The sequence below is a fragment of the Carnobacterium sp. TMP28 genome, assembly GCF_047553015.1.
GTDB lineage: Bacteria > Bacillota > Bacilli > Lactobacillales > Carnobacteriaceae > Carnobacterium_A.
Genome location: NZ_CP180212.1, coordinates 462094 through 475150, shown reverse-complemented (window position 1 = coordinate 475150; position 13057 = coordinate 462094). Strand labels below are relative to the sequence as shown.

6 protein-coding genes, 20 tRNA genes and 3 rRNA genes are annotated in these 13057 nt (G+C 43.0%); 1 reads left to right on the top strand and 28 read right to left on the bottom strand.

Annotation, left to right across the window (positions count from 1 at the left end):
- Positions 1-24 precede the first annotated feature (24 nt).
- The 27 genes from ACMHYH_RS02415 to yugI all read right to left on the bottom strand — a co-directional run bounded on the left by ACMHYH_RS02415 (position 25) and on the right by yugI (position 10421).
- Positions 25-97 (bottom strand) — tRNA-Met (locus tag ACMHYH_RS02415).
- Positions 98-117: 20 nt separating this feature from the next.
- Positions 118-207: transfer RNA gene (locus ACMHYH_RS02410), tRNA-Ser, on the bottom strand.
- Between the two features lie 41 nt (positions 208-248).
- A tRNA-Glu gene (locus ACMHYH_RS02405) sits at positions 249-320 on the bottom strand.
- Positions 321-335: 15 nt separating this feature from the next.
- Positions 336-423, bottom strand: a tRNA-Ser gene (locus ACMHYH_RS02400).
- A 22-nt stretch (positions 424-445) separates the two neighbouring features.
- Positions 446-519 (bottom strand) — tRNA-Ile (locus tag ACMHYH_RS02395).
- An 8-nt stretch (positions 520-527) separates the two neighbouring features.
- Positions 528-598, bottom strand: a tRNA-Gly gene (locus ACMHYH_RS02390).
- A gap of 4 nt (positions 599-602) precedes the next feature.
- Positions 603-675: transfer RNA gene (locus ACMHYH_RS02385), tRNA-Asp, on the bottom strand.
- A gap of 35 nt (positions 676-710) precedes the next feature.
- Positions 711-783: transfer RNA gene (locus tag ACMHYH_RS02380), tRNA-Met, on the bottom strand.
- A gap of 21 nt (positions 784-804) precedes the next feature.
- Positions 805-894, bottom strand: a tRNA-Ser gene (locus ACMHYH_RS02375).
- Positions 895-954: 60 nt separating this feature from the next.
- Positions 955-1028 (bottom strand) — tRNA-Ile (locus tag ACMHYH_RS02370).
- Positions 1029-1047: 19 nt separating this feature from the next.
- Positions 1048-1121: transfer RNA gene (locus ACMHYH_RS02365), tRNA-Met, on the bottom strand.
- A 28-nt stretch (positions 1122-1149) separates the two neighbouring features.
- Positions 1150-1222 (bottom strand) — tRNA-Ala (locus ACMHYH_RS02360).
- 11 nt (positions 1223-1233) lie between these two features.
- A tRNA-Pro gene (locus tag ACMHYH_RS02355) sits at positions 1234-1307 on the bottom strand.
- Positions 1308-1350: 43 nt separating this feature from the next.
- Positions 1351-1424, bottom strand: a tRNA-Arg gene (locus tag ACMHYH_RS02350).
- Positions 1425-1430: 6 nt separating this feature from the next.
- Positions 1431-1519, bottom strand: a tRNA-Leu gene (locus tag ACMHYH_RS02345).
- Between the two features lie 47 nt (positions 1520-1566).
- Positions 1567-1638, bottom strand: a tRNA-Gly gene (locus ACMHYH_RS02340).
- Positions 1639-1641: 3 nt separating this feature from the next.
- Positions 1642-1717: transfer RNA gene (locus ACMHYH_RS02335), tRNA-Thr, on the bottom strand.
- A gap of 9 nt (positions 1718-1726) precedes the next feature.
- Positions 1727-1811, bottom strand: a tRNA-Leu gene (locus ACMHYH_RS02330).
- A 38-nt stretch (positions 1812-1849) separates the two neighbouring features.
- Positions 1850-1922: transfer RNA gene (locus ACMHYH_RS02325), tRNA-Lys, on the bottom strand.
- 1 nt (position 1923) lies between these two features.
- Positions 1924-1999 (bottom strand) — tRNA-Val (locus tag ACMHYH_RS02320).
- A 23-nt stretch (positions 2000-2022) separates the two neighbouring features.
- Positions 2023-2138: ribosomal RNA gene (rrf, locus tag ACMHYH_RS02315) — 5S ribosomal RNA — on the bottom strand.
- An 89-nt stretch (positions 2139-2227) separates the two neighbouring features.
- A 23S ribosomal RNA gene (locus ACMHYH_RS02310) occupies positions 2228-5148 on the bottom strand.
- A gap of 203 nt (positions 5149-5351) precedes the next feature.
- Positions 5352-6909: ribosomal RNA gene (locus ACMHYH_RS02305) — 16S ribosomal RNA — on the bottom strand.
- Together the 16S, 23S and 5S rRNA genes with 20 tRNA genes alongside form the textbook arrangement of a ribosomal RNA operon.
- 468 nt (positions 6910-7377) lie before the next feature.
- Positions 7378-7917, bottom strand: a complete 540-nt coding sequence (locus ACMHYH_RS02300; protein WP_414839791.1) for a GNAT family N-acetyltransferase — start codon at positions 7915-7917, stop codon at positions 7378-7380.
- A gap of 159 nt (positions 7918-8076) precedes the next feature.
- Positions 8077-9423 (bottom strand): glucose-6-phosphate isomerase, encoded by a 1347-nt coding sequence (locus ACMHYH_RS02295; RefSeq protein ID WP_414839790.1) that lies wholly within the window; start codon positions 9421-9423, stop codon positions 8077-8079.
- Positions 9424-9576: 153 nt separating this feature from the next.
- Entirely contained in the window at positions 9577-9957 is a 381-nt protein-coding gene (locus tag ACMHYH_RS02290; protein WP_414839789.1) for a hypothetical protein, read from the bottom strand.
- Positions 9958-10043: 86 nt separating this feature from the next.
- Positions 10044-10421 carry a S1 domain-containing post-transcriptional regulator GSP13 gene (gene yugI, locus ACMHYH_RS02285; RefSeq protein ID WP_414839788.1) on the bottom strand — a complete coding sequence of 126 codons (378 nt, stop codon included), beginning with the start codon at positions 10419-10421 and terminating at the stop codon, positions 10044-10046.
- Positions 10422-10556: 135 nt separating this feature from the next.
- On the opposite strand from yugI, the gene ACMHYH_RS02280 reads away from it, so the two are divergent.
- Entirely contained in the window at positions 10557-11810 is a 1254-nt protein-coding gene (locus ACMHYH_RS02280) for a MalY/PatB family protein (protein ID WP_414839787.1), read from the top strand.
- Positions 11811-11874: 64 nt separating this feature from the next.
- On the opposite strand, the gene ACMHYH_RS02275 is transcribed toward ACMHYH_RS02280, so the two are convergent.
- Complete coding sequence (locus tag ACMHYH_RS02275) at positions 11875-12738, bottom strand: ROK family protein (protein WP_414839786.1); 864 nt, start codon at positions 12736-12738, stop codon at positions 11875-11877.
- Between the last annotated feature and the right edge of the window lie 319 nt (positions 12739-13057).

The following is a 13057-nucleotide window of genomic DNA, read 5'->3' as shown; positions in this document are numbered from 1 at the left end:
CTTTTCGAAAAACAACAAAAGAAATTGCGGGGACAGGACTTGAACCTGTGACCTTCGGGTTATGAGCCCGACGAGCTGCCAACTGCTCCACCCCGCGATAATAGTAAATGATAAATAAGGAGGATAAGAGATTCGAACTCTTGCGTGCTTTTACACACCTGACGGTTTTCAAGACCGTTCCCTTCAGCCAGACTTGGGTAATCCTCCATCTGAAAAGCAATGATTTAAACTTATTAAATTAAATCACATGACCCGTACGGGATTCGAACCCGTGATACCGCCGTGAAAGGGCGGTGTCTTAACCACTTGACCAACGGGCCTTTTAAAAAATGAAACGGAGAAGGAGGGATTTGAACCCTCGCGCCGCGTTAACGACCTACACCCTTAGCAGGGGCGCCTCTTCAGCCACTTGAGTACTTCCCCAAAATTAAAAAATAAGATTAAATGGGCCTAAATGGACTCGAACCATCGACCTCACGCTTATCAGGCGTGCGCTCTAACCAGCTGAGCTATAGGCCCATAAAAAAAGCGAGTGACGAGAATCGAACTCGCATCAACAGCTTGGAAGGCTGTGGTTTTACCACTAAACTACACTCGCAAAACGGTCTCGACGGGAATCGAACCCGCGATCTTCTGCGTGACAGGCAGACATGTTAACCCCTACACCACGAGACCTTTTTGCATAATACCACTCTTTTCTATGGTATTCATTGCGGGGACAGGACTTGAACCTGTGACCTTCGGGTTATGAGCCCGACGAGCTGCCAACTGCTCCACCCCGCGATAATAATAAATTTGTAACTAAGGAGGATAAGAGATTCGAACTCTTGCGTGCTTTTACACACCTGACGGTTTTCAAGACCGTTCCCTTCAGCCAGACTTGGGTAATCCTCCATTTAATAAATGAATAGCTCCTTCAATATAAAAGGTAATCAATCAATATAAAATGATTAATGGACCTTGCAGGACTCGAACCTGCGACCGGACGGTTATGAGCCGTCTGCTCTAACCAACTGAGCTAAAGGTCCAAGATCTTTTTAATTGTAATAGCGGCGAAGGGGATCGAACCCCCGACCTCCCGGGTATGAACCGGACGCTCTAGCCAGCTGAGCTACACCGCCAAAATAAGTTTTAAAAATTTAAAAAAAGTGGAGCCTAGCGGGATCGAACCGCTGACCTCCTGCGTGCAAGGCAGGCGCTCTCCCAGCTGAGCTAAGGCCCCAACATTTTAAATCGGGAAGACAGGATTCGAACCTGCGACCCCTTGGTCCCAAACCAAGTGCTCTACCAAGCTGAGCTACTTCCCGTACGTTGAGTCATTCTGGAATATCCATTTTAATTTAAATGGAATGCACCCAAGAGGAGTCGAACCTCTAACCGCCTGATTCGTAGTCAGGTACTCTATCCAATTGAGCTATGGGTGCAATATATGGTGCCGAGGGCCGGAATCGAACCGGCACGATGATCACTCACCGCAGGATTTTAAGTCCTGTGCGTCTACCTGTTCCGCCACCCCGGCATTATGAACAAGTTGTGATTATAAATCACTTACTAGATGACCTAGTAAGCGGAAGACGGGGTTCGAACCCGCGACCTCCACCTTGGCAAGGTGGCGTTCTACCACTGAACTACTTCCGCTAATGGTGCCGGCTAAAGGAGTTGAACCCTCGACCCTCTGATTACAAATCAGATGCTCTACCAACTGAGCTAAGCCGGCTTGAAAATATGGTGCGGGTGAAGGGACTTGAACCCCCACGTCTTTCGACGCTAGATCCTAAATCTAGTGCGTCTGCCAATTCCGCCACACCCGCTAAAATATGGCATAACTAGTCGTTTTAATGAATAGTTATGAGTCATGCAGGATTCGAACCTGCGACCCTCTGATTAAAAGTCAGATGCTCTACCAACTGAGCTAATGACTCATGGTGGAGGTTGACGGGATCGAACCGCCGACCCTCTGCTTGTAAGGCAGATGCTCTCCCAGCTGAGCTAAACCTCCATATGAAAAAATAACTATTAGATGCGCGGCAGCGTCCTACTCTCACAAAGGGAAACCCTTCACTACCATCGGCGCTAAGAAGCTTAACTACTGTGTTCGGCATGGGAACAGGTGTGACCTTCTTGCCATCGCCACCACACATCTTTTAGTTACAAGAGAACGTTGTTCTCTCAAAACTGGATAGTGTTTAACTATAAGACAATAAAACCGTTTCTTCATCGTTTAAAAATGGTTAAGTCCTCGACCGATTAGTATTGGTCCGCTCCATACATCGCTGTACTTCCACTTCCAACCTATCTACCTGATCATCTCTCAGGGGTCTTACTCACTTACGTGATGGGAAATCTCATCTTGAGGGGGGCTTCACGCTTAGATGCTTTCAGCGTTTATCCCGTCCACACATAGCTACCCAGCGATGCTCTTGGCAGAACAACTGGTACACCAGCGGTGTGTCCATCCCGGTCCTCTCGTACTAAGGACAGCTCCTCTCAAATTTCCTGCGCCCGCGACGGATAGGGACCGAACTGTCTCACGACGTTCTGAACCCAGCTCGCGTACCGCTTTAATGGGCGAACAGCCCAACCCTTGGGACCGACTACAGCCCCAGGATGCGATGAGCCGACATCGAGGTGCCAAACCTCCCCGTCGATGTGGACTCTTGGGGGAGATAAGCCTGTTATCCCCAGGGTAGCTTTTATCCGTTGAGCGATGGCCCTTCCATACGGAACCACCGGATCACTAAGCCCGACTTTCGTCCCTGCTCGACTTGTAGGTCTCGCAGTCAAGCTCCCTTCTGCCTTTACACTCTACGAATGATTTCCAACCATTCTGAGGGAACCTTTGGGCGCCTCCGTTACACTTTAGGAGGCGACCGCCCCAGTCAAACTGCCCGTCAGACACTGTCTCCCAGCCAGATCATGGCTGAGGGTTAGAGTGGTCATACAGCAAGGGTAGTATCCCACCATTGCCTCCACCAAGACTAGCGTCCTGGCTTCATAGGCTCCTACCTATCCTGTACAAGCTGTACAAACACTCAATATCAAACTGCAGTAAAGCTCCATGGGGTCTTTCCGTCCTGTCGCGGGTAACCTGCATCTTCACAGGTACTATAATTTCACCGAGTCTCTCGTTGAGACAGTGCCCAAATCATTACGCCTTTCGTGCGGGTCGGAACTTACCCGACAAGGAATTTCGCTACCTTAGGACCGTTATAGTTACGGCCGCCGTTTACTGGGGCTTCAATTCTGAGCTTCGCTCGAAAGCTAACCCATCCTCTTAACCTTCCAGCACCGGGCAGGCGTCAGCCCCTATACGTCATCTTTCGATTTAGCAGAGACCTGTGTTTTTGATAAACAGTTGCTTGGGCCTATTCACTGCGGCTGACCAATTGGTCAGCACCCCTTCTCCCGAAGTTACGGGGTCATTTTGCCGAGTTCCTTAACGAGAGTTCGCTCGCACACCTTAGGATTCTCTCCTCGACTACCTGTGTCGGTTTGCGGTACGGGCAGATTGTTTCTAACTAGAAGCTTTTCTTGACAGTGTGACATCGGGAACTTCGATACTTAATTTCTCTCCCCATCACAACTTGTCCTTAATAGAGGCAAGCATTTGACTCACCTCAAGACTTGTTGCTTGGACGCACATATCCAACAGTGCGTATTCCTTAGCCTACTGTGTCCCTCCATTGTTCAAACAAAACAAACTGGTACAGGAATCTCAACCTGTTGTCCATCGTCTACGCCTATCGGCCTCGACTTAGGTCCCGACTAACCCTGGGAGGACGAGCCTTCCCCAGGAAACCTTAGTCATTCGGTGGACGGGATTCTCACCCGTCTTTCGCTACTCATACCGGCATTCTCACTTCTAAGCGCTCCACCAGTCCTCACGGTCTAGCTTCGACGCCCTTAGAACGCTCTCCTACCATAGAACCTAAGTTCTATCCACAGCTTCGGTGTTATGTTTAGCCCCGGTAAATTTTCGGCGCAGGGTCACTCGACTAGTGAGCTATTACGCACTCTTTAAATGATGGCTGCTTCTGAGCCAACATCCTAGTTGTCTAAGCAACCCCACATCCTTTTCCACTTAACATAAACTTTGGGACCTTAGCTGGTGGTCTGGGCTGTTTCCCTCTCGACTACGGATCTTATCACTCGTAGTCTGACTCCCGGATATAAATCAATGGCATTCGGAGTTTATCTGAATTCGGTAACCCGAGAAGGGCCCCTAGTCCAAACAGTTGCTCTACCTCCATGATTCTAATTCCGAGGCTAGCCCTAAAGCTATTTCGGAGAGAACCAGCTATCTCCAAGTTCGATTGGAATTTCTCCGCTACCCACACCTCATCCCCGCATTTTTCAACATACGTGGGTTCGGTCCTCCAGTGCGTATTACCGCACCTTCAACCTGGACATGGGTAGATCACTTGGTTTCGGGTCTACGACCACATACTCATTCGCCCTATTCAGACTCGCTTTCGCTACGGCTCCGTCTCATCAACTTAACCTCGCATGGGATCGTAACTCGCCGGTTCATTCTACAAAAGGCACGCTATCACCCATTAACGGGCTCTAACTACTTGTAAGCACACGGTTTCAGGTGCTGTTTCACTCCCCTTCCGGGGTTCTTTTCACCTTTCCCTCACGGTACTGGTTCACTATCGGTCACTAGGGAGTATTTAGCCTTGGGAGATGGTCCTCCCGGATTCCGACGGAATTTCTCGTGTTCCGCCGTACTCAGGATACTGATCAGAGTGAACGAAGTTTCAGTTACGGGGCTATTACCCTCTTCGGCGGACCTTTCCAGGTCGCTTCTCCTACTTCATTCATTTATGACTCTATGTGTTCAGTCCTACAACCCCAGAAAGCAAGCTTTCTGGTTTGGGCTATTCCCGTTTCGCTCGCCGCTACTCAGGGAATCGATTTTTCTTTCTCTTCCTGCAGGTACTTAGATGTTTCAGTTCTCTGCGTCTACCTCTATTGACCTATGTATTCAGTCAATAGTAACACCCGATAAAGAGTGTTGGGTTTCCCCATTCGGAAATCTCTGGATCAAAGCTTACTTACAGCTCCCCAAAGCATATCGGCGTTAGTCCCGTCCTTCTTCGGCTCCTAGTGCCAAGGCATCCACCGTGCGCCCTTATTAACTTAACCTATGGTCATGTTAACTATCTCATTCACCCTAAGGTGAAGAAATACATTAAAAAATAAAACGCGATGTTTTCTTGGTTTCTTGCTTTTCTTACATGTTAAACACTATCCAGTTTTCAAAGAACAACTACTTACTTTTTGAGAAGATTAGACCTCTCAAAACTAAACAAAGTAAAACAACTGTGACGGTTCCGTTATATCCTTAGAAAGGAGGTGATCCAGCCGCACCTTCCGATACGGCTACCTTGTTACGACTTCACCCCAATTATCTATCCCACCTTAGGCGGCTGGCTCCCAAAAGGGTTACCTCACCGACTTCGGGTGTTACAAACTCTCGTGGTGTGACGGGCGGTGTGTACAAGACCCGGGAACGTATTCACCGCGGCGTTCTGATCCGCGATTACTAGCGATTCCGGCTTCATGCAGGCGAGTTGCAGCCTGCAATCCGAACTGAGAATGGCTTTAAGAGATTAGCTTGACCTCGCGATCTTGCGACTCGTTGTACCATCCATTGTAGCACGTGTGTAGCCCAGGTCATAAGGGGCATGATGATTTGACGTCATCCCCACCTTCCTCCGGTTTATCACCGGCAGTCTCACTAGAGTGCCCAACTGAATGCTGGCAACTAATAATAGGGGTTGCGCTCGTTGCGGGACTTAACCCAACATCTCACGACACGAGCTGACGACAACCATGCACCACCTGTCACTTTGTCCCCGAAGGGAAAGCTCTATCTCTAGAGTGGTCAAAGGATGTCAAGACCTGGTAAGGTTCTTCGCGTTGCTTCGAATTAAACCACATGCTCCACCGCTTGTGCGGGTCCCCGTCAATTCCTTTGAGTTTCAGCCTTGCGGCCGTACTCCCCAGGCGGAGTGCTTAATGCGTTAGCTGCAGCACTGAGGGGCGGAAACCCCCCAACACTTAGCACTCATCGTTTACGGCGTGGACTACCAGGGTATCTAATCCTGTTTGCTCCCCACGCTTTCGAGCCTCAGCGTCAGTTACAGACCAGAGAGTCGCCTTCGCCACTGGTGTTCCTCCATATATCTACGCATTTCACCGCTACACATGGAATTCCACTCTCCTCTTCTGCACTCAAGTTCTCCAGTTTCCAATGACCTTCCCCAGTTGAGCTGGGGTCTTTCACATCAGACTTAAAGAACCGCCTGCGCTCGCTTTACGCCCAATAAATCCGGACAACGCTTGCCATCTACGTATTACCGCGGCTGCTGGCACGTAGTTAGCCATGGCTTTCTGGTTAGATACCGTCAGGGGATGAGCAGTTACTCTCATCCTTGTTCTTCTCTAACAACAGAGTTTTACGATCCGAAAACCTTCTTCACTCACGCGGCATTGCTCCGTCAGACTTTCGTCCATTGCGGAAGATTCCCTACTGCTGCCTCCCGTAGGAGTCTGGGCCGTGTCTCAGTCCCAGTGTGGCCGATCACCCTCTCAGGTCGGCTACGTATCATTGCCTTGGTGAGCCATTACCTCACCAACTAGCTAATACGCCGCGGGTCCATCCATAAGCGGTAGCCGAAGCCACCTTTCATCTGTCTGCCATGCGGCAATCAGAATTATGCGGTATTAGCATCCGTTTCCGAATGTTATCCCCCACTTATGGGCAGGTTACCCACGTGTTACTCACCCGTCCGCCACTCCTCTTCTATCGAGTGCAAGCACTCAATAGAAGAAGCGTTCGACTTGCATGTATTAGGCATGCCGCCAGCGTTCGTCCTGAGCCAGGATCAAACTCTCATAAAAGTTGAAGCAACCCGTTAGGATTGTTTCGCTTTTTAACGATGCTTGAAGCTCATTAAAATGACTTGCTAGCGAATAATTATTCACTTTGTTTCTTTTGGTTCGACCCTTGGCCGAACCGCCGTTCACAGTTTATTGTTTTACTTTGTTCAGTTTTCAAAGGTCTAATTTGATTGCGTTGTCGTTTTGACAACTTCTAAATATTACCAGAAGCCATTTAATTTGTCAACACTTTAAAATAACTTTTTTTATTAATGTATAATTATTCAATAGTGTTTTCCTCGTTCAACACGACTTCAATATATTATCATGAATGGTTATTCATTGTCAAGCACATAATACATGTTTTTTCTTTAACACTTTGTTTCATTATTTAATTGCGCAACTTGTGTAGCAACGTCTATTAATATAACAAGTTTATTAATATTGGTCAATAGAAAAGCAACTTTTTTTCTTTTTTTAGCGAATCTTTTAGTTAAATGAATCCAGATCGCATTGATAGAGATGAAAATCTTTTTTTTCACCATCTGCTATCCTATCTACTTTCTTTCCAACAAAAGTAAATCCGGCATTTTGATATAAGGCATTTAAGTAAGCATTATCTGCTATGCAGTCTAGACGTATTGCTGAATTCCCTTTATTTTTAGCATAGTGTTTTGCTTCAAATAGGAGTTGCTTTGCTATACCTTGATTTGAAAAATTGCGTTGAACGGTTAGGCGATGCAAATACAGATAGTCATCACTTGAATCTTTACCCCAAAATTCTTCATCCCATTCACTTTGTTGATTCCATAAAACAAATAGTCCAGCTACTTGATCGCCTATTTTACCTATAAAAACTTCTCCGCGTTCAATAGCTTGCGCAGTATTGTGTCTATCTTCACCTTTTAAAATCCCACTCCATTGATTTGAGCCTTTTGCTTGTAACCACTGCGCAGCTTGTTTTAGTATATCTTTAATCACTGATTCATCGTTTAGCCCAGCTTTTTCCACAACTAACTTTCTAATCATAATTTTCACTTCCAATCTATTATATAGTAGTAAGTCTCTTCTCTTCAATTAAAAAAACAAAAGAATCCTGATTATCGGTGCAGTCAAAGCAAGCAATGACTAACTTAATTATTGCTTGCTTCGGCTGCACGTTGTCAGGATCTAGATTGATTGATTGGTCTATAGACGTGCGTTTAATTCTTTTGCTAATTCTTCAAAGCCAGGCTTACCTAATAAAGCAAACATATTCTTTTTATAAGCTTCTACTCCTGGTTGATCAAATGGATTTACACCATTTAAATATCCAGAAATACCGACTGCTATTTCGAAGAAGTACATCAAGTAGCCTAAAGTGTATGCATCCGTTTCAGGAATCGTTACCAGTAAATTAGGTACATCTCCATCAGTATGAGCCAGTAAAGTTCCTTGGAAAGCTTTCGTATTAACAAAGTCAATTTCTTTGCCTTGTAAATAACCTAATCCATCTAAGTCATCAGCTGTCGTTGGAATAACCAACGTGTGTTTGGCTTTATTCACTTTAATGATTGTTTCAAAGATATTTCTTTGTCCGTCTTGAATGGTTTGACCGACAGAATGTAAATCAGTAGAGAAATTGGCACTTGCTGGGAAAATACCTTTTTGATCTTTTCCTTCTGATTCGCCAAATAACTGTTTCCACCACTCTGAGAAGTACTGTAAGTTCGGTTCGTAATTCACCAATATCTCAGTTGTCTTGCCTTTACGATAAAGTGCGTTACGAATAGCTGCATATTGATACGCTTCGTTTTCTTCTAATTTATCGCTACTAAAAGCATCTACTGCGTCTGCTGCACCTTGCATCAAAGCATCAATATCTGCTCCACTTGCTGCAATAGGCAATAAACCTACCGCTGTTAAGACTGAAAAACGTCCGCCGATATCGTCTGGAATAATGAATGATTCATATCCTTGTGCATTAGCTTCTTCTTTTAAAGCACCTTTTGCTTTATCTGTTGTTGCATAAATTCGTTTTATAGCTTCGTCTTTGCCATATTTCTTTTCTAACATTTCTTTGAAAATACGAAACGCAATTGCTGGCTCTGTTGTTGTACCTGATTTTGAAATGATATTAACAGAAAAATCTTTGTCTCCAATAACATCAATCAAATCACTTAGATAGGTTGAACTAATACTATTGCCCGCAAAGAAAACTTGTGGCTGTTTTCTATCTTCTTTAGGAAGAACGTTATAGAATGAGTGATTTAAAAAGTCTAGTGCTGCTTTAGCACCTAGGTATGATCCACCGATACCAATAACCACTAAAACTTCTGAATCATTCTGGATTTTTTCTGCTGCAGCTTTGATACGAGAAAATTCTTCTTTATCGTAATTTTTAGGCAAGTCAATCCAACCTAAATAGTCACTTCCTGCACCTGTTCCCTTACGTAACATTTGATCCGCAGTAGTCACTTGCTGTTGCATATTTGAAATTTCATGTGCTTGAACAAATTTGTCGATTTTTGAATAGTCAAATTTAATGTGTCCCATGTAAATCCCTCCATCATTTTATGTATTTATAAATGCCTGCTTGCTTCATTTATGATACTTTCTTAACTTTAGTAGTTTTTTATAAAAATAGCAAGAAAATAGCAAGAAAAAAACAACATGATTTAGCGTAGCATGCTGTTTTTTATTCTTATTTTAAAATTGTGGAACACCAGTAATTTCCCACTCTTCAAGAGCTTCTGTTAAAGTCGCTGACTGAACAAAAGAGAGATGTGCTAAATTTTCTTTTAAAATCGTGCTTACTTGTATCTCTTTGTTTGCAACTTCGAAGACAAATAAGGGAATATTCATTCCGTTAACAACTGCATTCGTTAATTCAAATAAGTTTAGATGTTGGATATCAATAGCTAACTGTTTTTTTAATTCTTCTAAAATACTCGCCAGCCCTGTCTGTGTGTCAAGAATCTGAGTTACTGGAAAGGAAATTTTTTCATTTTCTTCCTTCACTAGAAATACGTATTTACCTTCTGGGTTATGCGTCATTATAGTTCCAGCTACCCGTTGTTTTTCTGTCATTTCCGAACACCTCACGCTTAAGTTTTTAAATCCAATTAGTCACTAGTTGAATTTTTAATACAGCACAAAAAACAAATAAATCTTACTCAGTTTATTTGTCTTGCTTCATCATCCTTAGCTTCTTTGATCCAATGCGGCATTAGCTCACGAATCGTATCAAACCCATCACGATCCGTTTTTTCTTGACGATATTTTCTTTTTTTAGAATGGTACTGGAAATGATTTTGCTCTTCTAGTGCTCTTAATGACAGGCTAATTTTCTTTGTATACTCATCAATATCTAAAATTACAATATCCATTGTGTCTCCAACAGTTAGCACATCATTTAGATTTTTAACGTACCCATGCGTGCATTCGGAGATATGAATTAATCCTTGAGTCTCTTTATCCAAAGAAACAAATGCACCATAAGGTTGAATACCTGTTATTCTCCCTTTAACTATCATTCCAATTTTATAATCCACCCGATCACCTCATTTTTAATACCGTTATAAAAACCTTCTACTTCTTTGCTTCTTAATTGTATCATAACGATAAAATTTATGAAAATAGTATTCGCTTTCAAAGCCTGATTCTTTTTTTCTGAAAGATAAATAGTTATGGGATCGCTATCTCTATTAACGTATACTAGAACAGAGATGAACAAATTTAGTTTATTACAAGACAAGGGGAGTGTTTATATGGACTATTCGTTTGATGACGTTATCGACCGTAAAGACAGTTTAGGACTTAAATGGAATAATTTAGATGAACGATTCGGTTGTGAAGAAGTTTTACCTATGTGGGTAGCCGATATGGACTTTTCTAGTCCACAACCCATACTTGATTCATTAAAAGAGGTTCTTGATACTCGTGTTTTAGGCTACACTTCTCCTCCTGATACTCTTTATGATGCTATTATTCACTGGCAAAAAGAACATCATCAAATGGAGTTAACAAAAGACGCTATTTTGTTTGCACCCGGGGTTGTCCCTAGTATTGCCGTTATTATTCAAGCGCTAACCAACGAACAAGACGCTATTATGATTCACGATCCTGTTTACACACCTTTTTCAGCTATGATCGAATTAAACAAACGCCGCTGTGTTCGTTCTACACTATTGTTGGAGAACAACCAATTTAAAATGGATTTCGAAGACATCGAAAAGAAACTAGTTGAAGAAGAAGTGAAGCTATTTGTTTTATGTAATCCTCAAAATCCAGGTGGACGTGTTTGGTCTAAACAAGAACTCTTAACTTTAGCTGAACTCTGTAAAAAATACCACGTACTCATTATTAGTGATGAAATACATGCCGACTTAATTTTTTCACCTTTCCAATTTACGTCTTTAGTTACTTTAGATCCAAGTTACCAAGATTTTGTTTTAACCCTTTCTGCTGCAACTAAGACATTTAATATAGCAGGTGTAAAATTAGCTATGATTTTTGCCCACAACCCAACACTCTACAAACAAATTCATCTTTACCAAGAAGCTATTGAACACAGTTGCTTAAATACGTTTGGCTATGTTGCAACAGAGACTGCTTTTGCTAAATGCGGCCCTTGGTTAGAACAATTGATGGCAACGCTTGAGGAAAATCTGGCAATGGTTTGTCACTTTTTTGATACACAACTGCCTGATGTACCCTACATGAAACCACAAGGAACCTATTTATTTTGGTTTGATTGCTCTAGTCTTGGTTTAACAGACGAAGAATTGATGAATCACTTTATCCATGTAGGCAAAATCGCCTTAAACGCTGGTGCAGACTACGGTCCAGGAGGCTCACAGTATATGCGCTTAAATTTTGCAACTCCAAAAGTACTTCTCGAAGAAGGGCTAAAACGAATTAAAGTGGCTTTCCAACAGTAAAAATAAAAACGGACTCGATAAAGGAACACTTCAAAAGTGGCTTTTATCGAGTCCGTTTATTTACTCACTTAGCTAATTGTTTTGCTGCTAACAACAAACAGCCCGTAATCCCAGCATTATCTCCTAAAGCTGGCGGAACAATGTATTCTTCTAGTGGTGGCAATTCGACATAGCCGCCCATTAGTTTTTCAAATTCTTGGCGGATTAATGGGAAAAGTTGTGCTTGCTTCATAACCCCTCCACCTAAGACGATTCTTTCAGGACTTACAATTAATGTATAATTTACCAATGCTTGAGCAATATAGTAAGCTTCCATTTCCCAAACAGCTGGATCATCAGCTAATTCATGACCTTTTTTTCCATATCTTTGCTCAATAGCTGGACCTGCTGCAATACCTTCTAGGCAATTTCCATGGTAAGGACACGTTCCTTTAAACGTTTCATCTGGATGCAAACGAACCATAATATGTCCCATTTCTGGATGACTATATCCAGATAATAACTCTCCATTCACAACTGCTCCGCCACCAATACCCGTACCAACTGTTAGATAAACGCAACTCGAAAGGCCCATGGCTGCTCCTTTTTTCACCTCTCCTAATGCTGCTGCATTAACATCTGTTGTCCATCCTACAGGTATAGCGTATCTTTTTTTGACAGCTCCCAAAAAATCAACATTTTTCCAAGCTGTTTTAGGCGTTGTTGTTACGTATCCATAAGTTGGTGAGGTTAGATTAACATCTATTGGACCAAATGACCCAATGCCTATCGCTGCTAACTCGAACGAATCAAAATAATTAAACACGTGTTCCAGTGTTTCTTCAGGCGTTGTTGTTGGAATACTAATCTTCTCTTTTAATTCTCCTTGTTCATCACTTATTGCGCAAACAAATTTTGTTCCACCTGCTTCAATTGCACCATAAATCATTCATTAAACAGTCCCTTCTCACTTTTATTTTCTCTTCTATTGTAGCATAAGTCCTAAAAAATGAGGGCGTTTACAGTTAACCTAGCAAAAAAATAAAGCAAAAAGAGTCTTTGTGTTTTAGTGGTACCTTTTCTTTAACTGCTTATAGAATTATCGAGCGAGAATCCTCCAAATAGTGTATACTATCCTCATCTACTAATTTTCTACACTGATTCTTTACCATTGGAGGTTTCACTGTTGCCTATAAAACGAACTGTCCTAACCATTTTAATCTTTATTGCTCTTGACCGACTTTTAAGTCCTACTGTAGGACTCCTCT

Coding starts and splice junctions, on each gene's coding strand:
- ACMHYH_RS02290 (WP_414839789.1), bottom strand. CDS start 9,957: ATGACAGAAAAACAACGGGTAGCTGGAACTATAATGACGCATAACCCA.
- ACMHYH_RS02295 (WP_414839790.1), bottom strand. CDS start 9,423: ATGGGACACATTAAATTTGACTATTCAAAAATCGACAAATTTGTTCAA.
- ACMHYH_RS02275 (WP_414839786.1), bottom strand. CDS start 12,738: ATGATTTATGGTGCAATTGAAGCAGGTGGAACAAAATTTGTTTGCGCA.
- ACMHYH_RS02280 (WP_414839787.1), top strand. CDS start 10,557: ATGGGATCGCTATCTCTATTAACGTATACTAGAACAGAGATGAACAAA.
- ACMHYH_RS02300 (WP_414839791.1), bottom strand. CDS start 7,917: ATGATTAGAAAGTTAGTTGTGGAAAAAGCTGGGCTAAACGATGAATCA.